Source organism: Embleya sp. NPDC005971 (assembly GCF_040629175.1).
Lineage (GTDB): Bacteria > Actinomycetota > Actinomycetes > Streptomycetales > Streptomycetaceae > Embleya.
The window spans coordinates 42,969-66,670 of sequence record NZ_JBEXUX010000037.1; the positions used below are offsets into that span (position 1 = coordinate 42,969).

Below are 23,702 nucleotides of genomic sequence, written 5' to 3' on the forward strand. Positions count from 1 at the left end.
GAGGAGTCGCCGAGAACCATGCCGAGTGTCATGACCAGCCCTTTCGGAGATGACGTAAGAGGTTCGCATACTCCTCTCACCGCGGACAACCCCGCCTGGGGGTGGAGTGGTTCCCCACTCCACCGGTTCGAGAGGTTCAGTGCTCGCAGAGGGAGAACTCGCGTTCGTAGAGCTGCTCGTTGTGTTCGTCGACGAAGAACTTGCGTTCCCGCATGAGTTGTTCGCGGTGCTTCCTGGCCTGTTCCAGCGTCATGGTCGAGGTGTCGGACCATGGTTGTTGCGGTGGCACATCGGACGTCGAGACGATCCTTTTCGACGGGTCGACCAGGAAGAACGCGAGAATTTTGCGATGCCCCGGGCGGCTGGGGTCCGCGAGGCGGAAGGAGTCGACGCGGTGTTGCAGGATGTTCGGGAACGCCAGGCAGCGGCCCGCCGGGGTCGAGGTCGATCCCAACACCAGGTTCAGCGCGTCTTCGTCCTCCAGGCCGTAGATGTCACGCAGGCCGTTGTCGTCGTTCTGTTCGTAGTTCGGGTCGTCGAGTGCCGCCCGGAAACTCAGCCGGCTTTCGGTGATGTTCTCGCTGTCCCAGTAGTAGATGCCGGTCGAAACGATCCGCTCGTTCATCATCCCCTCGACATGCCAGGAACCGCCGGGGTACTCGGGCTTGTCCGGGGTGAGCCGAATGGTGGCGAGCTTGACGATGATCTGGAGACGGCGGCCACGCAGGTCGACGCGGGCGGATGCGTCGGGCAATTCGGGCGGAGTGAAGGCCGGGGCGTCCGGGATGACCGGACGGCGGTTCTCCCACCAGTCGTCCTGGGCCCTTTCCCAGACACGGAGGGCTTCCGCGTAGGCCTCGTCGTCAGCGTAGGAGGATTTGTTCGGGTGCTCCGGCTCGGAGTCGTACCACCCGTAAGGATCGGCCTCGATCCGCACGGGCCGCGGATGGCGCAGATCGGTGAGCACGTTCTCCAGCAGCGGGCGCATGCGTGCGAACAAGTCCGGTAGGACGGCGGCCAGTTCGCGATGCTTCACGGGATGGACGTTGTTGACGTACGAACGGAAGGCGACATCGCCGCCGTCACTGACGTCGACGTCCGTGGGCAACCACTGGTATTTCTCCGAGAATTCGTACTTCGAGTAGCGGTCCGTCGGGTTGTGCCAGGCCCGTTCGGGCGCACCGCTCACGTTTTTCACCAGGCAGAACAGTGAGGGGTGAACCAGATCCAGCACCTGGCCGTCGGATCCGGGGTGCCAGTCCTGTTCCGCTTCGGGGACCTGTTCCAGAACCCGAACCGCCGCGCGCAGCCGGGACGCGAGCTCGTCGTCGACCAGTGTGTCCGACTGCCACACCCCGTCGACGGTGGACACCTCGACGCCGGTGCGTTCGTCCCGCAGCGCGGCGTAATGCAGGAGTTCGGCGAGCACGTAGCGAACCTGCGCCTCGGTCAGGCCCTGGGCGACCGCTTCTCGCGTCCACCTGGCGACGATGTCGGCATCGTGCATCTTGTCGAACCACCCGGGCTTGGCCCGAATGTGTGAGCTGCACTGCATCATCTGAAGTTCCCGCAGCGTTCGGGGTGTTGCGAACGATATGGGACGGGAGGCCAGAAAGGGCAGCGGGAAAGCGGACAGGCCGGTCAATTCTCTCGGTCCTCACAGTCGGTGTGCGGCGGCGGGAAGCATACTTCAGCGGACGGACACGGCGGCCGGGAAGCCATCGGCCGCCACCGGCACGGCCGTTCCCTCCCCCATCCACCGATTCCGGTCCCGTCCCGGTCCCGCCGGAGATCCGGCTCGTGTTCCGGCGGAGCCGCATATCGGCGCCATGTCCCGGTTCGGGCGTCCGCGGCCGGGCTCGCGCCGATGGTAATCCCTCGTCGTGATCTCCCAGGGCCCGCTTCGGGAACCGCCACCGGTGCGGTGCCGTCCATCGGGACATCGACGTCGATCGGGCCTCGGCCCGGGTCGACGATGCGAACACCCCACACAGGGGTCGGAGCGGGGGGACCCGATCCAGTCGGCGGTTTCCGCGAGGGGGGCCCTGCGGACGACTGGGGCGGGATCCGGCACGACCCGAAGTCCACCCGGCGCCCGTGCGCCGGGTATCGAAGCTTTGGGAAACGCGGGGGATCCGGAGACAGAATGCGTTACCGACAGGAACAGCCCCATCAGTCGTATCCGCAGCAGATGCCGTCGCCGTCCGGGCGCGGACCCGGACGTGAGGAGGGACACGGCAGGCTCATGCTGGTCCTCACGCTGGTGGGTACGCTCGCGACCGTGGTCAGCGTGCTGATCGCGCTGGGCATCGGCCCGTTCGACGTGACGGGCGGCGGGAGTGGGGGAGGGGACAACAACCCGCGTGCCGGCGGGGATTCGGGCCCCAGGGGCGACGACAAGCCGGCGCAGACGGGTGCGACGTACGTCGAGACGGTCAACAAGATCTGTGGCGACAAGCTCGACGGCATCACCCGACGGGTCACCGAACTCAACCAGGCCGTCGCCGATCAGGACCTGGACGCGGTCGGCCTGAGCCTGTCCCAGGCGAGTACGGAACTTGCGGCGCTGACGACGCGGATCAAGGGCGTCGCCCTGCCGACCGACCCGAACGAGGCGCGACCGTTGCAGGAATGGCGGGACCTGTACCAAGCCAACGCCGAGGCGATGAGCAAGGCCTCCAGTGAATGGCAGAACGGCAGTTACGACGTCGCGAGCACCACGTTGAACGGCGCGCCGAGCGCCGAGGCGGACGCGAAGGGGGACGAGGTACACATCGCCTGCCCCTGACACCGACGCGCCGCGCACGGGCGAGTCCGCACTTCGACGCGCCCTCCGCGCCCAAGCCCCGGCCGGCCCGGTCCCGGGCCGGCCGGACGAATGTGGACCGGGCATACATCCAACCGCCTCCAGGGAGGACGCTGACCATGGCGAATGTCAGAGTTACCTACGATCGGAAGGCGGATGCGGCATACGTCTACTTCGTCCATCCGCAAGCGCGTCCGAAGGTGGCGCGCATGTATCCGTGTGACCCGGTCGAGGTCGAGGGAATGATCAACCTCGACTTCGATGAGACCGGGCGCCTCGTTGGTATCGAGGTGCTGGGGGCCAGTTCAAAGCTGCCCCAATACATGCTCGAGTCAGCGAAGCGACTCGACGTGGAGGGCGAATGAGAGGCTTCAATGGCCGATGCCCTCCCGTGCCCCGCCTCCGGGGAGACGGTGACCGAATCCGGTGCGGAGACGGTGCACATGACGGCCGGTAACTACTGGGAAGAGACGGTGTATGCGGCATCGCCGCTCGATGGTCTGGAGCGCACGGATACGTCGGCTGCCTTCGACTGGCTGGAACTCAATTTTCCGGTGACGGGAAGCAAGATCGACTGGCGTAATGTGCAGGGTGAACATGCGCATTGGGAAGTCGACGATGACCTGCAGCTTGCGTCGATGGCTGTCGGGGAAGTGTGCCGACGGATGCGACCGGGTTCATTCGTCGAGCACGCCGGGGATGGAATCTCGCCCTACGGCGTGCGCTTTACCGACGATGGTGCGTCCGAGGTGGTGACTGCGCTGCTCGAAGTGCCGGAGCACCACTATTTTCTGGCTGAAGATCGATCATGGATGGTGGTCGTCACCACCGAAGGCGACCTGGACGTCGTGGACTTGTGAGGTGCGCTGTCCTTCCGGGCAGCCCAGGGTGGATGTGGAGACCGACCCGGCTCGTGGTGATCCGTGTGATCGGCGTCGGGTGGTCATCCTTGGGGTTGATCCGGGTGTGGGACTTTCCGTCGACGTGTGGCTCGTGCGTCGTTGACAGTATCTCGGCATGATCGAATCACGGGGGATCGTCATGTCGAGCCTGTCGGGATCCGCTGCGCCGCCCGCCCCGCGATGGGCGATCGTGGCCGCGCACGTGGCGGCGCTGACTCCGTTGCCGTCGGCGGTCTGGCGCTTCGCGTTGGTGTTCGGGAGTCACGGCGGCTACACCGAGCAGGGCTACGCGGACCTGGGCATGGACGGATGGGGCGCCGCCTGGGTGGTCTTCCTCAGCTTGTCCACCGAGTCGGCGGCACTGCTGACCCTGGCTCTGGTGCGGCCCTGGGGCGAATATCCGCCGCGCTGGGTCCCGTTCGTGGGCGGCAGGAGGATGAAGCCGGTACCGGTCACCCGGATCGCGTGCGGCGCGGTGGTGGTTCTGGTGCTGTTGTGGGCCCAGTTCCTGTTCTGGTGGGCTCTCCCGCACGAGGACATGACCGATTTTGGGGCCGACCTGCTCGGCGTGCTGTATCTGCCGCTCGTGCTCTGGCCCCCGCTCCTGGCGGCCGTCACCTGGTCGTACCATCGGCGCCACCTCGCCGAACCCACCCCCGGCAGCATCGGGCGGTCGTGACGTTGCCCGACGCTGCGCCACACGCCTGCCACGGCCGGGCCGGTGCGCCTTCCATCCCGGCTCTCGACCGTGGCTCCTTCGTTGCTCCTCCGTTGCTTCTCCACCCGGTCCCCAGTCGTCGACTACCTGGGGTCGTAGGCGAGGTTGGGTCGGAGCCAGGCCTCCGCCTCCCGGAGGTCCATGCCGCGTCTGCGGGCGTAGTCCTCGGTCTGGTCGAGCCCGATCCGTCCGACGGTGAAGTACTTCGCGTCGGGGTGGGCGAAGATCAGCCCGCTGACGCTCGCCGCCGGGGTCATCGCGAACGACGTCGTCAGGCCCATGCCGATCCTGTCGGCTTCGAGCAGGTCGAACAGGTGCTTCTTGAGACTGTGGTCGGGGCTTGCCGGGTAGCCGAGTGCCGGCCGGATGCCGCGGAACCGCTCGGCGTGCAGGTCCTCCAGGACCGGGTCGGCGTCGGGCTCGAACCAGTCGCGACGTGCGCGTAGGTGGAGGTACTCGGCGAAGGCCTCGGCGAGGCGGTCGGCGAGTGCCTTCACCATGATCGACTTGTAGTCGTCGTGGTCGGCCTCGAATGAGGCGGCCAGGGCCTCGGCGCCCTGGATGGAGACCGCGAAACCGCCGATGTGGTCGCCTTCGGGTGCCACGTAGTCGGCGAGGCAGCGGTTGGCCCGGTTTTCCGGCTTGGCGGTCTGCTGCCGGAGCATCGGGAAGCCGACCCCGACAGGGGCGTCGTCGAGCACGATGTCGTCGCCGCGGGAGTGGGCGGGCCAGAATCCGTACGCGCCGTGTGCCTGGAGCAGCTCGCCCTCGACGATCTCGTCCAGCAGGGCGTTGCCCTCGTCGAACAGCTCGCGCGCGACGGGTTGGTCGAGGATGGCGGGGTACTTGCCCTTGAGCTCCCAGGCGAGGAAGAAGAACTGCCAGTCGATCATCGCGCGGAGCTCGGCCAGGCTCGGCCGAACGGTGCGAACGCCGGTGAAGGCCGGGACCGGGAGCTCGGTGAAGTCGACCCGCTCGGGGTTGGCCCGGGCCTGGCCGAGGGTGAGCAGGGGCTGCTTCTGCCTGGTCTCGTGCAGTTCGCGCAGGCGGGCCTGCTCGGTGCGGTTCTCGGCGTCCAGGACTTCGGCGCGGGTGGGGTCCAGCAGGTCGGAGACGACGCCGACGACGCGGGAGGCGTCCAGGACGTGCACGGTGGTGTGGTCGTAGGCGGGCGCGATCCGGACGGCCGTGTGCTGGCGCGAGGTGGTCGCGCCGCCGATCAGCAGCGGGATCTTCAGCCCCCTGCGCTGCATCTCGCTTGCCACGGCGACCATTTCGTCCAGGGACGGGGTGATCAGGCCGGACAGGCCGATGGCGTCGGCGCCCTCGGAGATCGCGGTGTCCAGGATGGTGGCGGCCGGGACCATCACGCCCAGGTCGACGACCTCGTAGTTGTTGCAGCCGAGTACCACGCCGACGATGTTCTTGCCGATGTCGTGCACGTCGCCCTTGACGGTGGCGAGAACGACCTTGCCATTGCCGCGTTCGGTGTCGGCGGCGTCCTTGGCGGCCTCGATGTAGGGCTCCAGGTAGGCGACGGACCGCTTCATCACCCGGGCGCTCTTGACGACCTGCGGCAGGAACATCTTGCCGGAGCCGAACAGGTCACCGACGATCTTCATCCCGTCCATCAGCGGGCCCTCGATCACGTCGAGCGGTCGAGCCGCGTGCCCGCGGGCCTCCTCGGTGTCCTCCTCGATGAAGTCGATGATGCCGTGCACCAGCGCGTGGGCGAGGCGTTGCCCGACCGGGGCCTCGCGCCAGGACAGGTCGACCTCGCGGCGGGTGCCGGAACCGGTGACCGTGCCGGCGAAGGTGACCAGCCGGTCGGTGGCGTCCGGCCGCCGGTCGAAGATCACGTCCTCGACCAGTTCCAGGAGTTCGGCGGGGATGTCCTGGTAGACGGCGAGTTGGCCGGCGTTGACGATGCCCATGTCCAGGCCCGCGGTGACGGCGTGGAACAGGAACGCCGAATGCATGGCCTCGCGGATGATGTCGTTGCCGCGGAAGGAGAAGGACAGGTTGGAGATGCCGCCACTGGTGCGTGCGCCCGGGCAGCGTTCCTTGATCAGCGGAAGGGCGTCGATGAACGCTTTGGCGTAGCCGTTGTGTTCGGCGATGCCGGTGGCGACGGCCAGGACGTTGGGGTCGAAGATGATGTCCTCGGCGGCGATCCCGGCCTGTTGGGTCAGCAGGTCGTAGGCGCGGCCGCAGATGGCGACCTTGCGTTCGGTGGTGTCGGCCTGGCCCTGCTCGTCGAAGGCCATGACGACGACGCCGGCGCCATAGGACTTGATCGTCGCGGCCTGTGCGAGGAAGGGTTCCGGGCCCTCCTTGAGGCTGATCGAGTTGACGACTCCCTTGCCCTGGATGCACTTGAGGCCCGCTTCCAGGACGCTCCAGCGGGAGCTGTCGACCATGATCGGGATCCGGGCGGCCTCGGGCTCGGTCGCGATGAGGTTGAGGAAGGTGGTCATCGCCTGCTCGCTGTCGAGCAGGTCGGCGTCCATGTTGACGTCGAGCAGGTTCGCGCCGCCGCGGACCTGCTCCAGGGCGACGGCGACGGCCGCCTGATGGTCGTTGCCCTCGATCAGCTTGCGGAACCTGGCCGAACCGGTGACGTTGGTTCGCTCACCGATCATCACGAAGCCGGTGTCGGGCCCGATTTCGAAGGGTTCGAGGCCGCTGAGCCTGGTGGCGGGCCTGGTCTGCGGGACGGTGCGCGGCGGCAGGCCCGCGACGGCGCCGGCGATCCTCTCGATGTGTGCCGGGGTGGTGCCGCAGCAGCCACCGACGATGTTGGCCATGCCCGAGGCGGCGAACTCCCCGAGCAGTTGCCCGGTTTCCTCGGGCGTCTGGTCGTAACCGCCGAAGGCGTTGGGCAGCCCCGCGTTGGGGTGGCAGGCGACGTGGGTGCCGGCGAGGCGGGCGAGATCGGCCAGGTGGGGGCGGATCTCGTCCGCACCGAGGGAGCAGTTGACGCCGACGATCAGCGGGTTCGCGTGTTCGACGGAGTTCCAGAACGCCTCCACGGTCTGGCCCGACAGGGTTCGTCCGCTGAGGTCGACGATGGTCACCGAGATCCACAGGGGCAGATCGGGGGTGACCTCGCGGGCGGCGGCGATGGCGGCCTTGGCGTTGAGCGTGTCGAAGATGGTCTCGATCAGGAGGAGGTCGACGCCGCCCTCCTGCAGGGCCAGGAACTGCTCGGCGTAGGAGTCGAAGACCTGCTGGTAGGAGACGGCCCGATAGGCGGGGTCCTCCACCTTGGGGGACAGCGACAGGGTCACGTTGAGCGGCCCGACCGAGCCGGCGACGAAGCGTCCGCCGAACTCGTCGGCGGCCTGCCTGGCGAGCCGGGCGCCCTGCACGTTCATCTCCCGGACCAGGCCCTCCAGGCCGTAGTCGGCCTGCCCGATCCCGGTGGCGGTGAAGGTGTTCGTGGTGGTGATGTCGGCGCCTGCCGCCAGGTATTGCCGGTGCACGTCGAGGATGACGTCCGGCCGGGTCAGGTTGAGCAGGTCGGGGTCACCCGTGACGTCCCTCGGGTGGTCTGCCGTGATCAGGCTGCCCCGGTAGTCGTCGGCCGTGAGCGAGGCCCCCTGCAGCATGGTGCCCCAGGCGCCGTCCAGCACGACGACCCGCTGTCGCAGCAGCTCCCGCAACCTGGTCTCGGACGATCTTTCCACCAGTCCACCTCCCATACGTCGGGAGGCGCCCTTGATCGTCGAACGGGCCGAGCGTGGCGGGCCGTGACCCGTTGCAGCGCCTCTCGGCCGTGGGCCAACCATAGCGAGTAAGTGGGCCCGGGGCCTGCATTGGGTCGATCTCGTTTCGCTTCGCGTCGCCGCGGCCGGTGTCGCGGGCAACTTCCGGCTGCGGTGGACCGGCTCGGCTCGGTGTGCGCGTGACGGCGCCGGCTGCGCCGATGCCGGATCCGGTGTCGCGGTGCCGACCGGGGCGGCGGGGCGGGATCGCATCGGAATCCGCCGTCCGGCTCCCTGCGTTCGATGCCTCGGCCGGCGCCGGGTCGGGTGCCAGACTGTGGGGGATGAGCACGCCGATGCGCCCTTCGGGTGGGGTGAGGCCGCGTGGGGTGGTGACGAGCTGCCGGTTCGGGAACGAGCGGTCGTCATGGGCGTCCCTGGTCGGTGAGTTGCGGCGGCACGGATATCTGTCGGCGGCGGACGATTTGGAGCGCCTGTGGTCGGCGCAGAGCCCGAGATTCGACGTGGAGATACCCGACGACGTGTGTTCGGGCCTGCGGGAAACGGTTGCCCTGGTGCGCTTTCGGCCGTCCCACGGGTACCTGGCACGAACCTTCTCCACCTCGGCGCCGTTGTCCTGGGCCGAGGCGTTTCGGCGGTACGGCACGGCCCTGATGATCCGGGCGTTGGCGGACGTGCGGGGCCGAGCGGAGATCCCGGGCTACGGAGGTCAGCGGGTGCGGCAACGCCTATGGAAGAAGCTCTGGTTCCTCTGCATACCGATTCTCGGGCCGAGAATGGTGCTCGCGCTGATCCACCGATCCGTCACCGAAATGCGCCGGCGTGATACCTCGGCCGCGCATCGAACGCCCGCGTGGCTGGTGTCGCTGCTCGGCGCGGGGCCTCCGGCGGCGGCCTTCGCGGCCGTGTGCTGGGCGTGGTTCGCCATTCCACTGCCGCCCGACGGCGTGCCCGCGCGCCTGGCCGTGGCCCTGCCGGCAGCCGGCACCGCCGCGTTCCTGGTGGTGATTCCGTGGTGGGTCTTCCTCGCGTTGGCAAGCATGCGGCCACAACCAACCAGGGGCGACGACCCCTGACCTCGCGCCGCCCCGCCGCGACGATCGCCGTGTGAGCCTCGCCGACCTCGTCTCCCAGGGCTTCCGGTGGGCCGCGCGCCACACCACCCTCCGCTACGCCGCCGTCGGTTCGGGCGCCGCGTCGGTCGTCGCGCGCTGTCCGAGCTCCAAGGCTGCGATGGCCTCGGCTGTTTTCGGGGTTTGCGCTGTGGCGACCGAGGGGAGCCGATTCGCCCGAGGAGGTGTGCGGACTCCGCCTGTTGAAACCGGCTCCGGCCATGCGGGCGATAGCCTGGGTCGCATGGCTGGGATCACGGGCGCGGAGATCGTCGCTTTTGCGGACGCTGCGGCGTTCGAGAGCTGGCTGGCCGAGAACTACGGGCGCCACGAGGGTGTGTGGATCAAGGTAGCCAAGAAGAAGTCCGGCATCCCGACGGTCACCGATGACGAATTGGTCGACGTCGGGCTGTGCTACGGCTGGATCTCCGGGCAACGGCGGTCGTTCGACGAGCAGCACTACCTGCAGAAGTACGTGCCACGTCGACGCAAGAGCCTGTGGTCGCAAGTGAATGTGGAAAAGGTGGCGACGCTGACGGCCGCAGGCCGGATGCGCGAACCCGGGTTGGCCGAGGTGCGCAAGGCGCAGGAGGACGGGCGATGGGCGGCGGCCTACGCGTCGCAGAAGACGGCGACCGTACCGCCCGATCTCGCGGCGGTGCTCGACGCGAACCCGGCGGCCGGGAAGGCGTTCGAGGCGCTCGACAGGACCGGTCGCTATCTACTGATCCTGCCGCTGCTCCAGGCTCTCACGCCGGAGGCCAGGCAGGCCCGGCTCGACAAGACCCTGCACATGCTGGAGAGCGGTGACGGCCCGGAATGAGCCGACGGCCGCAAGCCCGACGCGTGCGCCCCCGTGGAGCAGCGTGCCCGACGGGTTCTTGAACCGGGCGATGCCGAAGTCCGGGATCTTGACGCTTCCGTCGGCGGCGAGCATGAGGTTCGCGGGCTTCAGGTCGCGGTGGACGACGCCCTCCGCGTGCGCACGGGCGAGCGCACCGGCGGCCTGTGCCCCCCAGTCGGCCGCGACCGCCACCGCCGGAGGCCCGTCGGCGCGCAGCACTCGGGCGAGGTCCCGGCCGTCGACGTACTCCATGACCAGGAACAGTGTGCCGTCGGCGTCGTCCTCGCCCGTGTCGACACGGTGACCACGCCCGGATGGTTCAGGGCCCCGGCGGTGCGCGCCTCGTGCAGGAACAGCTCCGCCCCGGCCGCGTCGCCTTGCGCGTGCGGCAGGAGTTCGACGGCGACGCGCCGTCGAATCCGCCGGTCGCGGCCCTCCCACACTTCGCCCATACCGCCCCGGCCAACGAAACGGACAAGCTCGTACCGACCCGCCAACACGCGCACAGACACCACTCCCCGACCGCCCGTTTCCGCGCGGCCGAGGTTACCGGCCCGGTTGCCCGGGCCCGGACGGGTGTCGGACCGTACGCCACTTCGCGCACCGCGGGGCCGCGGCCGTCAATCGCCCGGCACGTCCGGCCCACCTCGGCCGCGCGTCCTTCCCCCGCGCGGTGGGTTGGGCCCCGGGGTCAGAACCGCCAAACGCTCGCGATACTCCTCGGTGTCGATCTCGCCGCGGGCATAGCGCCGAGCCAGCACCTCGGTCGCCGACGAGCCGGCCGAATCCGAGGGCCCGCGACCACGTGAGGTGCCTCGCACCAAGAACCACACCACTGCGACGATCGCCGCGAGCAGGAGCAGCATCATCATCGACCCCCACACCCAGCTCCAGCCGTCCTCCTCGTACATGTGCCCGACGCGACGCGTGGGCGCCGTCGCCAGGACCGGAGTCAATCTCATTGCCCTCACCTTCCCGGGACGCCGAACCGGCCTGCACCTTCATGGTGCGTCGCAGACCCGAGGAGCGTCGGAGCCGTTCGGCCCGGTCGGCCGGGTCGACCGGCCCTCCCGGGCGGTATCGCCGGTCCGGGCAGCGGAGGGCGAGCGGACATCCGCACCCCACTCGGGATGGTGCGGCCGGGCCCTGTCCGGCGGACCTTGGCGGATCGGGGGCCGCGTCGTGTCGCCTCCGTTCGGGTCGTCATTCGCGCCAAGGGTCGGTCGGGTCGAGCGTCTCCGACACGGGGCGACGAGGAGTGGGGGCTCCGGGAGGCCCGTATCCCATCCGCAGCACCATCTGGACGTACCCGGGGCCGGTTCGCGGATCGCGCAGATTCGCGCGGGTGTCGGGCCACTCCACGGCTTGGTGGAGGACCGACATGCGCAGGCCGTGGACGGTCGCCAACAGCCAGGCCCGCTCCATGGCCTGGCCCGCCCGCATCCAGTCCTGCGGATGATCGAAGCGGGTGGTCAGGGTTGCCACTTGGGGTAGCGCCTCGAAACGCTGTGTCGTCACGGGCGAGGTGGGCGGGTGTCCGGTGAAGGCACGGACCGGTACCCGGGCATCGTGGTCCTGTGGTCCCAGGGCCGCACGGGGGATGCCGTCGGTGGCGGGCGCCTCCAGGCGCAACCACGTGCGGGTCTCCGCCTGCCGTGCGACGTCCGCCGCCGTCCGCCGCTCGGCCTCGGCGGTCAGATCCAGGACGCGGCGTGCGTCGCCCTCCTCCAGCACGTCCAGGACCGCGCCCTCGGCTTCGGCGGCGGCGATGAGATCACCGACGACGCGCTCCGGTACGTCGCGGTTGGAGAACGGCAGGCGGCTGGAGTGCCGTTCGGCGATCGCCGGGTACAGGTCCGGGCCGTACGGATATGCGGCGTCGGCGCCTTGGCTCAGGTCCAGCACGGCCGCCGGAAACTCGGGGGTGTCGTGCGACGACAGGGTCACCACGGGTTTCCGGCCCAGGTGCAGCGCGGCGACGCGCAGGTTGAACACGGCCGCGCCGACGGAGATGTGCATGGCCCTGCCCGCCGGGTCGGTGAGCGGGACCGCGCGCCTGCCGTCGACGAACACCGCGAGTCCACCTGCGTCTACCGTGGGCCGGAAGAACCACGGCTGGCTGTTGTGGAGCGAGGGGGCCGCACCGCCGGCCGCGGCCAGGGACCTCACGTCGACGGGGCTCGGGGAAGTGTTGGTCATGTCGATCTCTCCCTACGGCCCCTCGACGCGGCCGAATGTGGGGGACGGGTGAGCCGGACCGGCGGCGCGGCAGGATCGGTCGGGTCGAACCTGTGGTGCCGGTGCGGAGACGGTGCCCCTGTCGGGTACGTGGGTACGGTCGTCCATCTCGACGCTCCCGCCGTGGATCGCGCGGCCCGATCGGGCCGACGGCCTGCCGGGACAAGTCTCGGGTGCCCGACGACGAGGCCACAGGGCCGGACGCCCCGGGCGTACCAGGGTCGTGAGTCCCACGCCCGGGCTTCGCCGCCCGAGCCGGTCGTTCGCGCTCCACCGGCGGCGATCCACCGGTCGGCGCGGGCGGCGACGTATCCCAGGATCGCACCGGCGAGGGGCATCAGCAGGTCTTCGACGGGCAGGGCACGTGTGCCCGGCCGGTCGCGCGGCATCGGTACGCACCCGCCGGCCGGTCCCGGGGCGGCGGAAACGGGGACGGTGATCGGCAATGCGCAGGCCGCGACCCAGTCGGCGCCGACGAGCAGCGTCGCGCCGACCGCGGCCGCGGTGACCGGGTCGGTGCCGGTGCCGGGTACGAGTCGTCGGGCGATGTGCGGCGCCGCGAGCGAGACGAACGAGTTGTCGGAACCGGCGGAACAACCGCCGAGCAGCAGTGCGGTGAGGCAGAGGCAGACGAGGGCGACGGCGGCGGATTTGGGGGCGCGCATGGGGGTGTTGGCTTTCACGGAAGCGAGAAAGTCAGGTAAGGCTTACCTTGCGAACCATTGGAAAGGCGATCGGGTGATACGGCGTCGTGCGGCCGGCTGCGGCGGGGTCGGATTCGGCTCGATTCCCTTTCGGGCAGGGCGAGTTCACCATCCGGCGTGGTCGCCTGACGGTGTTCCGATCATGGGGCGGGAGTCGGTCCCGCCCCGCCGACGGTGTGGGGTGGGCGGGTTGCTCAGGACCGACGTGCCCGCGCCGCCGCGGAGTTCGTGTCGTGGTCCGGGTCGCGCGGCAACAGCCCGTCGACCAACGCCCGCAGGCCCTGCGGGTGGATGTCCCGGGAGACCAACGTGGGCCAGCGGTCGGCGAGGGCGGCCAGGTGCGGCAGTCGAGCCGGGTCGACCTCACCGAGGATCGTGTCGCGCCGGATGGGCCGATGGGCGTCCTCGGCGCGGCGGCGCGCGGCATTGGCGCGGACCAGGATCTCGCCGACGGTGAAGTACCAGACGCCGCGGTAGAGATCCACCGCCTCCTCCGGGGTGCACCCGCAGTCGACCGCGCCCGCCACGATCGCCTCGACCATCCACAGCGCCGATTCGCCGATCACGTCGTCGGCGGTGAGGACCTCGACGATCCACGGCCGGTCCGCCAACACGTCGTGCATGAGGGTCGCGGCGGCGAGGATGCGCCCCCGGGGGTCGTCCGGGAGTTCGGGGCGCACGATCGTGTCGGCGTAGTCGCTCAGCAACTGCGCCAGGAGGTCGTGCCGGTCGCGGAAGTGGTGGTAGAGCGTGGTCGGCGCGGCGCCGGCCTCCGCGGCCAGGCGGCGCATGGTCAGCTTGTCCCAGCCGTCCCGGTCGACGAGCCGACGGGCCGCGGTCATGATCTGCGCGCGGGAGGTCCGGGGCGGGCGACCGGTACGGCCGGAAGACGAGGCAGGCGGTGGCATCGCCCCATGATGGCGGCTTCCGCGATCCCGGGCGAACCGCGGCGGCCGACCCGGGCCCGCGCGCGAGATCGACAGTCGCGCGACGCCGGTGATACTTTCCGAACATGTTCGGAAAGTATCGCGCGACCGACGGAAGGACCGCCCGATGGCGATGAACGCGACCACCCCCCTCGACCTGTTCGACTCCGTGATCCAACTTCGAGAGGGCGGCACGATCGACGCGAGGCCACGACGGGGCCTCGGGGATCCCGGCCTGTGGACGGTGACGGCCTTCCACGCCGCGGACGACCGCGCGGTGCACGCCGACGTATGGGAACAACACCCCGACGGCCAGGAAGTCCTGTGCCTGCTCTCCGGAATCGTGCACGTCCACCTGCGCGACCACGACAGCGGCAGCGAACCGGTCGCGACCCTGACCGCGGGCACGTCCTACATCGTCCCGGCCGGCCGCTGGCATCGCCTGACCGTCGAGGAACCGGGCGACCTGCTGGTCATCACCCCACGCACCAACACCCGCCACGAACGCATGCAGCCCGCCGACGAAACCCGACAGCCGTAGCGGTCCCTCGGGCGCCCACCGGGCCCTCGCCCAAGCCCGGGTCGGCGGCGTACTCGCCTCGTGCAACGGCCGCGACGACACCACCGACCACCGCCCCGACCACCACACGATCGGGACGCCGGACCCGTGGACCTCAGCCGAAAAAGCTCGCCGGGGAAGTCGGCGTCTCGGGCTGCGCCAGATAGCCGGCGACGGTGCAGTGCAAGGGACCGAACCTGTTCGGCGAGTCGAGTTGGTGGAAGCTGACGTCGACCTCGGTGGGGGCCCGACCACCCGGGACGCGGGCGTTGGCCGCAGTGCAGACGAGTTGGTGGATCGCCTCCACGGGCACCTGGGCGGCGTCCACGGGCAGCGTGAGCGTGACGCTGCCGTTGCCGGTGTCGACGCCGACCCGGCCGACCAGATCCGCGAGGGCGCTCATCAGTCCCTGTCGACGTTCGGCCTCGGTCGGTCCCTTCAACAGCAGGGTGATCGCTTCGCCCGGGTCGACAGGCGTTTCGGTGGGCCGGGACACCGCTTGCACACCGGCGAAAGACACGAAGAACAGGCGGACCCGGTCGGGGACGGCGCCGATTTGCGGAACACCGCTGGCCGGGGGCCCGACTCCGTGTGGCGTCGTGGTGGAGATGCCGCATCCGGCGACGAGGGCGGCCACGAGAGCGGCGACCACGGTGGTGGGGAGCTTCACTGATCCTCCGGACGTTCGTGTCCGACCTCGCCCGACGACGCGGGCTCGCCGTCGTGATCGGCTCCGGCTGCGCCGATGCCGTCGAGGTGTCGGGGAGCCGACACGGCGGCCGGCGGTGCGAGTGGGAGTTCGATGGTGAACACGGTGCCCTCGCCCGCGGTGGAGGCCGCCCGCAGGGTACCGCCGTGCAGGTGGATGTTCTCGCGGGCGATGGCAAGTCCCAGGCCGCTGCCGTCGGATCGGGTCCGGGCCGAGTCGGCTTTGTAGAAGCGGTCGAAGATGTGCGCGAGCACGGCCGGATCGATGCCGGGACCGTGGTCGACGACGTCGAGCACGATCCGGTCGCCGGCGCGGCGCAGCACGACCCGGACGGGGCCGCCGCCGTGCCGCAGCGCGTTGCCGACCAGGTTGGCGAGGGCGACGTCGAAGCGTCGAGGGTCCAGGACGGCGCGGATCCCGTCGGGGAGTTCGGTGTCGACCCGGTCGCTCCAGCCGCGGGCTCGCAGGGTCCGGCGTACCGAGGTGGAGACGTCGACCTCGTCGGTGTGCAGGGTGGCGGCGCCCGCGTCGAAGCGGGAGATCTCCATGAGGTCGTCGACCATGCGCGCGAGTTTGCGGGTCTCCTCGGCCACCAGTCGGAGCGCTTCGGAGGTGTCGGGGTCCAGATGGGCGGTGTCCTCGTCGAGGACCTCGGTGACGGCGACCATCGCCGCGAGGGGGGTGCGCAGTTCGTGGGAGACGTCGGCGGCGAACCGGCGGGCACCGGCTTCGAGGCGGCGCAGTTCGGTGGCGTCGCGTTCGATGGTGTCGGCCATCGTGTTGAACGTCGCGGTCAGGTCCGCGAGTTCGTCGTTGCCGCGGACGGGGATGCGGGTGTCGAGGTCGCCCTCGGTGATGCGGTGGGCTCCCGCGCGGAGCCGCCGTACCGGGCGAAGGACGTGCGCGGCGGCGAAGAGCGCCGGGACGAGGGCGAGGCCGACGGCGGGGAGCGCGCCGTAGCGGGCCGCGGTGACCAGGGCGTGGATGTCGGCTTGCTCGCCACGCAGGGACATTTCGGCGTACACCACGATCCGGGTGGGGGTGTCGTCGTGCCCCGCGTGCAGGATCGGCATCCCGATGACCAGCCACGGGCCGTCGGGGCGCGCGACGCGCTGGGCCACCGCGCCGTTCTCCCGCAACACCGCGGAGCGCAGGGCCGCGGTGATCGCGCCGGGATCGCCGGGCGCCTCGGCGGGGACGAGTGGGCCGTCCTGGTACGAGACGTGCGTGTGCCAGTCGCGCGGGGTGCCCGCGCGGTCGAGCAGGACGGTCAGCCCCAGCAGGCTCTCCGTGCTGGGCGGATACGGCAGGTCGGGTGCACGCGAGTCGAGTTGGGCGCGCAGTTCGTCGGTCGCGGCGCTCTGGGTGCGGTCCAGGATCGCGTCGCGGGCCTTGTCGTACGTCAGCGCGGAGGTGATCAGGGCGCTGAACGCGGCGACGAGGAGAAAGGCGACGACCAGCCGGGGACGAAGACCCCGCAGCGACCACCGGCGTCCGAGGGTTCGCGGCGACCGGGACGCGGAACGCGCGGCGGAGGCGGTCACAGCGGACCGAAGCGGTAACCGAATCCGCGGACCGTCTGCACGTAGCGGGGTCGGCGCGGGTCGTCCTCGACCTTTCCGCGCAGGCGCAGCACACACGCGTCGACCAACCGGGCGTCCCCGGCGTAGCTGTGCTCCCAGACACGTTCGAGGAGGAGGTCGCGGCTGTACACGCGCCCGGAGGAGGCGGACAGGTACAGCAGCAGTTTGAGTTCGGAGGGCGCGAGCGTGAGCTCGGTTCCGTTCTTGGACACGATGAGCGCGGCCCGGTCGATCGTCAGATCGCCGTACCGGTCGACCTGCGGCGCCATCGGGTCCGCGACGGTGGCGTCCTCGGCGTCGGCGGGAACGGCGCGGCGCAGGGCCGCCTTGACGCGGGCGCCCAGGACCTCGCCGCCGGCCGGCTTGACGACGTAGTCGTCCGCGCCCGCCTCCAGGCCGACCACGACGTCGATGTCGTCGCCGCGAGCGGTGAGGATGATGATCGGGAGTTGGTGTCGCTCCCGGATCCGGCGGCACACCTCCAGGCCGTTCATGCCCGGCAACATCAGGTCCAGCAGGACGAGATCGGGGCGAAAGTCCTCCAGGGTGGCGAGTCCGGCCTCCCCGGTGGGCGCGACGGCGACCTCGTGGCCGCGCCGCCGAAGCGCGATACCGACGCCCCTTTGGACTGCGGGATCGTCTTCGATAAGCAATACGCGTGGCATGGTGGTGACAATTCCCTGCTGAGTCGTCACGGCGGATCATAAGGATTACGGGGGTTGTGTCCGGGCCGTCCGAAGACCGTGTGGTGCGGCAATGGACGGCAGGCAGCGGTGCCCTTCGACTTTACGACGGATTGCGGGGTGCCGGTCCCGTGCCGAACCGGTCGGCGGGCGGGTCGGCGCCTGTTTGCGCGGCTCAGGGCCTCGTTGACCACCGTATGGTCCCGGGATGACGGATCCGTGCGCGATATGTGACGAGACGATGACAGCCTCCGGTTTCGATATCCGAACGTGTTTGGCTCGGCGAGCAGTCGAACGAAGACCCGGGATATCGAGACAGGAATACCCATGACGATCGGTGGAATACGTCGCGGCGACATCGCGAGGGGCGCGGGTGCGGCAATAGCCCTCGTCGTGACCGCGGCCGCCCTCACGAGTTGCGGTGGCGGCTCCGACACAGCGGCGAACCGACGCGTCGGCGGCACCCACCAGGCGGCCCGCCCGGTGCCGGGCGCCGCCGATGTCGAATCGCCGACCGGCCCGGGTCCGAAGGAGAGCGGCAAGGTCGATCCATCGATCTCGCGGCACTCGGAGGACGGCGGCAAGTCGGTCAACCTCACCCTCGACGACGGCCCGGACGGCGTGTGGACGCCCCGCTTCCTGGATCTGCTCGAAAAGCACAAGGCCAAGGCCGTGTTCTGCGTCCTGGGGCCCAACGCCAAGGCCAACCCCGAACTGCTGGGCAGGATCGTCGACGCCGGCCACCGCCTGTGCAACCACTCGGTGCATCACGACACCGGCATGGACAAGAAGCCCGTCGACTACCAGACGCAGGAGATCCTCGACGCCAAGAACATGATCGACCAGGCGTCCGGAGGCCGACGGATCTGGTACTACCGCGCACCCGGTGGCGCGTTCACCCCGGAAAGCCGCCGGATCGCCGCCGATCACGGCATGCGCCCCCTCGGTTGGAACGTCGACCCGAGCGACTACCAGCGCCCCGGAGTCGACGCCATCGTCACCCGCGTCCAACAACAACTGACCAAGGGCCCCACCGTTTTGATGCACGACGGGGGCGGCAATCGCGAACAGTCCTTTCAGGCGCTCGAGAAGCTCCTGACGTGGTTCGACGAACAGGGTTACCGCTACAGCTTCCCGCAGGCGTGAACCTGCTTCGACGACCGACACGGCCCGCCCCGGCCCGCGACACGCGCGCCCCGCCCCGGTGTGCGCGCCCCCCCGAACCAAGCGGCCGGCCGGTCAAGCGACCGGCCGGCCTCCTCGTGGAACTCTCAATACCCGTCCGTGAGTCGGGTGACATCCACGGAGGTCGCGCCGCTCTTCGGCTCCGGTATGCCCGCCCACAGGGCCGCCAGCGCGGCGAACGTGGCCACCAGGGCGACGGCGCCGGTCCGCCCATGCGCCCAACGGGCCCGAAAGCGGATCGGATCCTCGACCAGGAACTTGGAAAGTACGGCGGCGGCAACGGAAACGGCCACGACGACAGCCGTCCGCCCCCACCCCGAGAAGCCGAGGCGTTCCTCGTCCAGCAGCAGATAGACCGGCCAGTGCCACAGGTAGAGGCTGTACGAGATCAGACCGGTCCAGCGCAGCGCAGCGCCGCCCAGGACCCGGCCGACGGGGCTGCCCGGCGCCCGGGTGAGGCAGGAGATGAGGAGGGCGGCGGCCAGCGCGTGCAGGAACATTCCCCCCTGGAACAGTGAGGGGGAATCCTCGCCGTCGGCCAGGACCCAGTACCCGCCGATGCCGCACACCAGGGCCAACGAGAGCCACCCGGCCGGGCGCTCGCCCAGTCGGGCCACGGCGCGAGTGGCCGGTCCGGTGGCCATCACAGCGCCCAACAGCAGGGAGAAGGCACGAGTGTCGGTGCCTTCGTACACCCGGGTACTGTCGATCGGATCGGCGAGATGGAGCATCAGGGCCAGCGAGGCGAGAGCTCCCGTCGCCGCGACGACGGCGACGTTTCGGCCCGCGTTCCGGCCCCGGGCCACCAGAACCAGGAGCAGCGGCCAGAACAGATAGAACTGCTCCTCGACGGCGATGCTCCACAGATGGCTGAAGACGCGGGTGTCGCCGGAGTTCCAGTAGCCCATCCGGTCCGCGATGAAGTGCCAGTTGGCGAGGTTCGCCACCACCCACGGACCGTCGTCGAGCGCGTTGCGGATCAGCGCGGGCGAGCCGAAGGCCCACACCAGCAACGAGGTACCGGACACCATGGCGGCGAGCGCGGGCAGGAGGCGGCGCGCCCGCCGGCCCCAGAACGCGATGAGGTTGATGCGGCCGTTCCCGGCCGCCGCCTCCTTGAGCAGCAGTCCGGTGATCAGGAACCCGGACAGCACGAAGAACAGGTCGACGCCCAGGAAGCCGCCGCCGAAGTTTCCGGCGTGAAAGAGCAACACCGCCGCGACGGCCACACCGCGCAGACCGTCCAGCGGTCCGATGTGCGCTTTGACGGAGGTGAGCGGGCTCTTGGGCGTCGCGGACGGCGTGGGAACCCGCCGATGGATACGCCGAGGGGAAGTCTGCGCAGGCATGGGGTATTTCTCCGAAAGACGCGGGGCGGAACGAGCCCGGGCCCGTTCCGCCCCTCGATCGTGTTGGCCGGGGAGGCGAGCGCGTCGCCCGGGGTCGACTACTTGCAGCCGAGGCGTCCGTACACCTTGTCGCCGGTCCACGACCCGGTGGCCCAGCGGTCCACCGCCGCCGGTGCGAAGGAGTACTGCCTGCCGAGTTCCTTGCCCAGCCAGTTGGCGAACGCGGCGGAACCCTGCTGACAGGAGTGGATGCCGTCGTTGCTCCGCTGCGCCTTGGCAGCGGCGCTGTCGGTGCCCCACAGGGCCGCGGCGTCGAGGAAGTGCACCTTGCCCGGGTGCTTGTCCGCCACCTCTTTGGCCGACTTCGGGGCGGACTTGATCTCGGCCTCGTGCCGCTTGTAGAAGTCGTCGATTCTGAACGGCGGCGCGGAGACGATGACGAGTTCGGCGCCCGCGTCGGTCACCGTCTTGACCAGTCGTTCGTAACTCGCTTGTTGTTCCGCCGCCTTGCCCCAGTCGTAGGTCGTGATCTGGTAGACGACGACGTTCGGTTTGAAGGAGCCGAGTTCCTTCGGCAGTTCTTCCCAGGTGGATTGGGCCACCTCGCCGATGACACCGCCGCCACCGGCCGCCGCCATCGATTTGAACTCCGTGCCGTTGGCCTTCATCGCCGCCCCGAGCGCGGGGGCCTCGACTTCGCCGATGGAGTCACCCATCCACAGCAGCTTGGCGAGCTTTGCGTTCTTGTTCCCGGCGCCGGACGGTTCCTGGCCGGCGCGGGCCGTGCCGGCGGGGGCGGAGGTCGAGGATACGGTCGAATCGGATCGGCCGTCGGCGGCCCCGCGTTGCTTGTCCGAGTCGTCGCAGGCGGTGAGTCCGAGGAGCCCCGTCGCGGTGACGAGGGCGATTCCCATGGTCAGCCGGACAGGGCGCCGACGGCGGGTGGAGGGGTTGGTTGTGCTGTTCATGCCGTTCAGTAGAGCCGCTGGAATCCCTCCCCGGAGGGGTCGTCATCGTTTCATCACATGCTGCGAGAGGAACAGTCATCCGCCATGTCCGGGGCCGACGCAGGCGGGCAACGGGGGTACGCCGCGGCCTCGGTCGGCAACTCCGGCGTGTCCTCCCGGGATTCGAGCTTCCGTGGGCCGTCGCGCGGTCCCGACCGTCACCGGGTTGCCGTCCGGCGCCGAGCGCGCCTTCGCCGCCGATGCCGACTTCGTCGGGTGCGATGCCGTCCTGCCGCTTCGCTCGACGCTGGTCGCCGCTGCGTCGATTCGGGTGAACTACCGTGCGGATCAGGCCAATACGACGAAGGGCATGACGGCGCCCGGGGGCGCGGAGGCCAACGCTGGCGGTCGACCCGGAGTAGCCTGCGGGGATGACCGACGTGATCATCCTGCACGGTGCCTGGCATCAACCGGCTCACTACGATGACCTGGTCGGGCTGCTGCGCTCCCGAGATCTGAGTGTGGAAGTGCCCGACCTCCACGAGCTGTCGTTGGCCGACGGCACCGCCCTGGTCGAGGACATCGTCACCGCCTCCGAACAGCCTCCGCTGGTGGTCGGGCACTCCTTCGGAGGTGTGACCGCCGGAACGGTACGCGGCGCGGCGGGACTGATCTTCCTGGCCGGTTGGCTTCTCGATGTCGGTGAGTCACCCGCGCAACTCCTGGAGGAAGTCGCGAAGGAAACCGGTGCCCCCGTCGAAGGGCTGCTCGCCACCCTCGACGACAACGGGCGGCTTCGACTCGATCCCGAGGATGCTCGAAAGAACCTCTACGGTGACGTCGACGAAGCGGCGGCCACCCGCGCGATCGAGCTGCTGCGTCCGGAACCGCCCTCGATCTTCGGGGCCACACCCGGCCACGTGAGCTGGCGCGACACACCCTCGCTCTATGTCGCCGCCCGCGACGACCGTGCCATCGCGGCTCCACTGGTCGGGCGCTTCGCGGCCCGTTGCTCGGCCTCGGAGACATGGGAGAGCAGTCACTCGCCCCACCTGAGCCGGACCGCGGCTGTCGCCGATCTCATCCACCGCCGGCGACGAAACGCGAGTGGTTGACCAACCCGCGCGTGCCGTGCGCATTGGCACATCCGGGAACCGGCGGCCATCGGGCCGACTTCCTCCGCTCGGGGCCCGCTCGGTCCATGCTCGACCTCGCGCACGGTGATCGCGTACACCGCGGCGGGATCGACCTTCGCCGCACGGCGCTGCGCCGCCCGGGCGGCGGGGGTGGACACACCCGACACGGCGCGACCCCGCCGGGAAGCGATGGCGGGGTCGCGTCGCGCTTTCGTCTCGCCGGCGGGCACCTGCCGCGCCCATGCGGCACGGCAGACCGGTGGCCTACGCCGGATCGCACGGACCGCCGGCCGGCGGCGCTACCGCATGCACCCCTCGTAGACCGGCTGCGCGTACTCCTCGGCCAGTCTCTCGCCCCATCCCTCGCCCAGAGCGTAGTGGTAGGCCGCGACGGCCTGGGACATACGGGTACGAATGGCGACCACTGCCGACCCGGAGTCGGCCGACGGAATCGAGGTCGGTAGCCGGGGCGGTGGTGCGGGCGAGCGGCGTGCTCAGGTGAGGAGCTCGGCGAGTCGGGCCATTTCGGTGGGCGGGTCGACCACCGGTTGGATGAGGAGTTCGTCGACGCCTGCCTGTTCCAGGGCAGTGATGCGGGTGAGGACATCGTCGCGTGTGCCGATCAGGGCCAGGATGTCCATCAGCGAGGGTAGAACCAGGTCCCGGTCCTGCGGCGCGATGCGCCCGAGGTAGTTGGGGTAGAGCTGGGTGTACCGGTCCGGCGCGACGGCGGTGGTGCCACGCCGGACCAGGAGTTCACGAACCGCCTCGCGTTCATCGGGGCCGAGTTGCTCTGCGAAGGCGGGCGCGTCCGCGGCGTAGTTCAGAAACGACAGGACGAGGTGACCTGTCGCATCCCGAGCCGCGTCGCCGTGCGGATCCTCGTTCTCGTGCAGCAGGTGGAGCGAGGTGACCACGTAGGAGTTCACGGGGGAGTCGGGGTCGCGGGACGTGCCGTGAACGGCTTGGCGGCGGGCGTCCTGGAGTGCGCGCCAGGCGGTCGGTTCGAGCAGGCCGAAGGAGATCAGGCCGGTGCCGCGGCGGCCGGCGACGGCAGCGGCCTTGGATCCGAGCGCGGCCACGACGAACTCGATGGGATCGGTGGTGTTCACGTGCGCCCCGGCGTGGAGGAACCGGATGTCGCGGACCCGGTCACCTTCGCGGTACTCGGTCGAACGCCCGGCACACAGATCCTGCAACCCCGCGGTGAATCCCTCCAGCGCGGACGTCGTGGTCGGCGGCATGCCCAAGGTGCGACGGGCGGTGTTCCCGGTGCCCACCCCGCAGATGATCCGGCCCGGCGCCAAGGCATTGAGACCGGCGATCCCGCTCGCGGCGGCCGGGGCCGAGCGCAGCGCCGGTGAGGTCACGCCGATACCCAGCTTGATGCGCCGAGTGGCCTTCGCACACAGGCTCAAGGCGACGAAGGGGTCACCGTGGACCATCGGGGTGTCGTTCACCCAGAAGCTGTGCAGGCCCAATTCCTCGGCCCGCACGGCGAGATCCTCCACACCGGGGCGAGCGGCAACCACGACACCTGCACGCATCAAGCCTCCAAGCCACGAGAACCGAC

21 protein-coding genes and 1 riboswitch are annotated in these 23,702 nt (G+C 69.9%); of the genes, 9 read left to right on the forward strand and 12 right to left on the reverse strand.

Going from position 1 to position 23,702, the window contains the following annotated elements:
* Window positions 1-136: 136 nt before the first annotated feature.
* The gene (locus ABZ374_RS28790) at window positions 137-1,645 is read right to left on the reverse strand and encodes a DUF4246 domain-containing protein (RefSeq protein ID WP_360316170.1); all 1,509 of its coding nucleotides are present in this window, start codon (window positions 1,643-1,645) and stop codon (window positions 137-139) included.
* Between the two features lie 600 nt (window positions 1,646-2,245).
* Between ABZ374_RS28790 and ABZ374_RS28795 the strand changes: the two genes are divergently transcribed.
* The 4 genes from ABZ374_RS28795 to ABZ374_RS28810 all read left to right on the forward strand — a co-directional run bounded on the left by ABZ374_RS28795 (window position 2,246) and on the right by ABZ374_RS28810 (window position 4,387).
* Window positions 2,246-2,788, forward strand: a complete 543-nt coding sequence (locus ABZ374_RS28795; protein ID WP_360316173.1) for a hypothetical protein — start codon at window positions 2,246-2,248, stop codon at window positions 2,786-2,788.
* Window positions 2,789-2,925: 137 nt separating this feature from the next.
* The gene (locus tag ABZ374_RS28800; RefSeq protein WP_360316175.1) at window positions 2,926-3,171 is read left to right on the forward strand and encodes a DUF2283 domain-containing protein; all 246 of its coding nucleotides are present in this window, start codon (window positions 2,926-2,928) and stop codon (window positions 3,169-3,171) included.
* Window positions 3,172-3,180: 9 nt separating this feature from the next.
* The gene (locus ABZ374_RS28805; protein WP_360316178.1) at window positions 3,181-3,666 is read left to right on the forward strand and encodes a hypothetical protein; all 486 of its coding nucleotides are present in this window, start codon (window positions 3,181-3,183) and stop codon (window positions 3,664-3,666) included.
* Window positions 3,667-3,823: 157 nt separating this feature from the next.
* Window positions 3,824-4,387, forward strand: coding sequence for a hypothetical protein (locus ABZ374_RS28810; RefSeq protein ID WP_360316181.1), 564 nt, complete (start codon window positions 3,824-3,826; stop codon window positions 4,385-4,387).
* A gap of 122 nt (window positions 4,388-4,509) precedes the next feature.
* Here ABZ374_RS28810 and metH read toward each other — a convergent pair whose 3' ends face one another.
* Window positions 4,510-8,115, reverse strand: a complete 3,606-nt coding sequence (gene metH / locus ABZ374_RS28815) for a methionine synthase (RefSeq protein ID WP_360316183.1) — start codon at window positions 8,113-8,115, stop codon at window positions 4,510-4,512.
* Window positions 8,116-8,131: 16 nt separating this feature from the next.
* A riboswitch (S-adenosyl-L-homocysteine riboswitch) is annotated at window positions 8,132-8,206 on the reverse strand.
* A gap of 271 nt (window positions 8,207-8,477) precedes the next feature.
* Here metH and ABZ374_RS28820 point away from each other — a divergent pair.
* Both ABZ374_RS28820 and ABZ374_RS28825 read left to right on the forward strand, forming a co-directional pair.
* Complete coding sequence (locus tag ABZ374_RS28820; RefSeq protein WP_360316186.1) at window positions 8,478-9,230, forward strand: hypothetical protein; 753 nt, start codon at window positions 8,478-8,480, stop codon at window positions 9,228-9,230.
* Window positions 9,231-9,261: 31 nt separating this feature from the next.
* On the forward strand, window positions 9,262-10,089 hold the full coding sequence (locus tag ABZ374_RS28825; RefSeq protein ID WP_360316188.1) for a YdeI/OmpD-associated family protein: 828 nt from the start codon (window positions 9,262-9,264) through the stop codon (window positions 10,087-10,089).
* On the opposite strand, the gene ABZ374_RS28830 is transcribed toward ABZ374_RS28825, so the two are convergent.
* From ABZ374_RS28830 to ABZ374_RS28845, 4 genes are all read right to left on the reverse strand, one after another.
* Window positions 9,988-10,362 (reverse strand): protein kinase, encoded by a 375-nt coding sequence (locus ABZ374_RS28830; protein WP_360316190.1) that lies wholly within the window; start codon window positions 10,360-10,362, stop codon window positions 9,988-9,990. The two genes, ABZ374_RS28825 and ABZ374_RS28830, sit on opposite strands and share 102 nt — an antisense overlap.
* 368 nt (window positions 10,363-10,730) lie before the next feature.
* On the reverse strand, window positions 10,731-11,072 hold the full coding sequence (locus ABZ374_RS28835) for an SHOCT domain-containing protein (protein ID WP_360316193.1): 342 nt from the start codon (window positions 11,070-11,072) through the stop codon (window positions 10,731-10,733).
* Between the two features lie 241 nt (window positions 11,073-11,313).
* Window positions 11,314-12,309: a hypothetical protein gene (locus ABZ374_RS28840; protein ID WP_360316196.1), complete on the reverse strand. Its 996-nt coding sequence runs from the start codon at window positions 12,307-12,309 to the stop codon at window positions 11,314-11,316.
* A gap of 937 nt (window positions 12,310-13,246) precedes the next feature.
* Window positions 13,247-13,960, reverse strand: coding sequence for a TetR/AcrR family transcriptional regulator (locus tag ABZ374_RS28845; protein ID WP_360316198.1), 714 nt, complete (start codon window positions 13,958-13,960; stop codon window positions 13,247-13,249).
* A gap of 145 nt (window positions 13,961-14,105) precedes the next feature.
* On the opposite strand from ABZ374_RS28845, the gene ABZ374_RS28850 reads away from it, so the two are divergent.
* Window positions 14,106-14,519, forward strand: coding sequence for a cupin domain-containing protein (locus tag ABZ374_RS28850; RefSeq protein ID WP_360316200.1), 414 nt, complete (start codon window positions 14,106-14,108; stop codon window positions 14,517-14,519).
* Window positions 14,520-14,652: 133 nt separating this feature from the next.
* On the opposite strand, the gene ABZ374_RS28855 is transcribed toward ABZ374_RS28850, so the two are convergent.
* The 3 genes from ABZ374_RS28855 to ABZ374_RS28865 form a co-directional block, all read right to left on the reverse strand.
* On the reverse strand, window positions 14,653-15,207 hold the full coding sequence (locus ABZ374_RS28855) for a hypothetical protein (protein ID WP_360316203.1): 555 nt from the start codon (window positions 15,205-15,207) through the stop codon (window positions 14,653-14,655).
* Complete coding sequence (locus ABZ374_RS28860; protein ID WP_360316306.1) at window positions 15,204-16,706, reverse strand: HAMP domain-containing sensor histidine kinase; 1,503 nt, start codon at window positions 16,704-16,706, stop codon at window positions 15,204-15,206. The genes ABZ374_RS28855 and ABZ374_RS28860 overlap by 4 nt, the downstream gene beginning before the upstream one ends.
* Before the next feature lie 80 nt (window positions 16,707-16,786).
* Window positions 16,787-17,494, reverse strand: coding sequence for a response regulator transcription factor (locus ABZ374_RS28865; RefSeq protein WP_360316309.1), 708 nt, complete (start codon window positions 17,492-17,494; stop codon window positions 16,787-16,789).
* A gap of 411 nt (window positions 17,495-17,905) precedes the next feature.
* Between ABZ374_RS28865 and ABZ374_RS28870 the strand changes: the two genes are divergently transcribed.
* The gene (locus ABZ374_RS28870; protein ID WP_360316312.1) at window positions 17,906-18,658 is read left to right on the forward strand and encodes a polysaccharide deacetylase family protein; all 753 of its coding nucleotides are present in this window, start codon (window positions 17,906-17,908) and stop codon (window positions 18,656-18,658) included.
* A gap of 125 nt (window positions 18,659-18,783) precedes the next feature.
* On the opposite strand, the gene ABZ374_RS28875 is transcribed toward ABZ374_RS28870, so the two are convergent.
* Window positions 18,784-20,046 (reverse strand): acyltransferase, encoded by a 1,263-nt coding sequence (locus ABZ374_RS28875; protein ID WP_360316205.1) that lies wholly within the window; start codon window positions 20,044-20,046, stop codon window positions 18,784-18,786.
* 98 nt (window positions 20,047-20,144) lie between these two features.
* A complete protein-coding gene (locus ABZ374_RS28880) occupies window positions 20,145-21,014 on the reverse strand; it encodes an SGNH/GDSL hydrolase family protein (RefSeq protein ID WP_360316208.1) in 870 nt (289 codons plus the stop codon).
* Between the two features lie 410 nt (window positions 21,015-21,424).
* Here ABZ374_RS28880 and ABZ374_RS28885 point away from each other — a divergent pair, with 410 nt between their 5' ends.
* Window positions 21,425-22,108 carry an alpha/beta hydrolase gene (locus ABZ374_RS28885; RefSeq protein WP_360316211.1) on the forward strand — a complete coding sequence of 228 codons (684 nt, stop codon included), beginning with the start codon at window positions 21,425-21,427 and terminating at the stop codon, window positions 22,106-22,108.
* A 515-nt stretch (window positions 22,109-22,623) separates the two neighbouring features.
* On the opposite strand, the gene ABZ374_RS28890 is transcribed toward ABZ374_RS28885, so the two are convergent.
* On the reverse strand, window positions 22,624-23,676 hold the full coding sequence (locus tag ABZ374_RS28890) for an LLM class flavin-dependent oxidoreductase (RefSeq protein WP_360316213.1): 1,053 nt from the start codon (window positions 23,674-23,676) through the stop codon (window positions 22,624-22,626).
* Between the last annotated feature and the right edge of the window lie 26 nt (window positions 23,677-23,702).

Bases quoted from the DNA above. Each gene is read 5' to 3' on its own strand.
- ABZ374_RS28840 (WP_360316196.1), bottom strand. From the start codon at position 12,309: ATGACCAACACTTCCCCGAGCCCCGTCGACGTGAGGTCCCTGGCCGCG.
- ABZ374_RS28805 (WP_360316178.1), top strand. From the start codon at position 3,181: ATGGCCGATGCCCTCCCGTGCCCCGCCTCCGGGGAGACGGTGACCGAA.
- ABZ374_RS28800 (WP_360316175.1), top strand. From the start codon at position 2,926: ATGGCGAATGTCAGAGTTACCTACGATCGGAAGGCGGATGCGGCATAC.
- ABZ374_RS28850 (WP_360316200.1), top strand. From the start codon at position 14,106: ATGGCGATGAACGCGACCACCCCCCTCGACCTGTTCGACTCCGTGATC.
- ABZ374_RS28865 (WP_360316309.1), bottom strand. From the start codon at position 17,494: ATGCCACGCGTATTGCTTATCGAAGACGATCCCGCAGTCCAAAGGGGC.
- ABZ374_RS28875 (WP_360316205.1), bottom strand. From the start codon at position 20,046: ATGCCTGCGCAGACTTCCCCTCGGCGTATCCATCGGCGGGTTCCCACG.
- ABZ374_RS28835 (WP_360316193.1), bottom strand. From the start codon at position 11,072: ATGAGATTGACTCCGGTCCTGGCGACGGCGCCCACGCGTCGCGTCGGG.
- ABZ374_RS28795 (WP_360316173.1), top strand. From the start codon at position 2,246: ATGCTGGTCCTCACGCTGGTGGGTACGCTCGCGACCGTGGTCAGCGTG.
- ABZ374_RS28845 (WP_360316198.1), bottom strand. From the start codon at position 13,960: ATGCCACCGCCTGCCTCGTCTTCCGGCCGTACCGGTCGCCCGCCCCGG.
- ABZ374_RS28890 (WP_360316213.1), bottom strand. From the start codon at position 23,676: ATGCGTGCAGGTGTCGTGGTTGCCGCTCGCCCCGGTGTGGAGGATCTC.
- ABZ374_RS28885 (WP_360316211.1), top strand. From the start codon at position 21,425: ATGACCGACGTGATCATCCTGCACGGTGCCTGGCATCAACCGGCTCAC.
- ABZ374_RS28830 (WP_360316190.1), bottom strand. From the start codon at position 10,362: ATGGAGTACGTCGACGGCCGGGACCTCGCCCGAGTGCTGCGCGCCGAC.
- ABZ374_RS28810 (WP_360316181.1), top strand. From the start codon at position 3,824: ATGATCGAATCACGGGGGATCGTCATGTCGAGCCTGTCGGGATCCGCT.
- ABZ374_RS28880 (WP_360316208.1), bottom strand. From the start codon at position 21,014: ATGAACAGCACAACCAACCCCTCCACCCGCCGTCGGCGCCCTGTCCGG.
- ABZ374_RS28820 (WP_360316186.1), top strand. From the start codon at position 8,478: ATGAGCACGCCGATGCGCCCTTCGGGTGGGGTGAGGCCGCGTGGGGTG.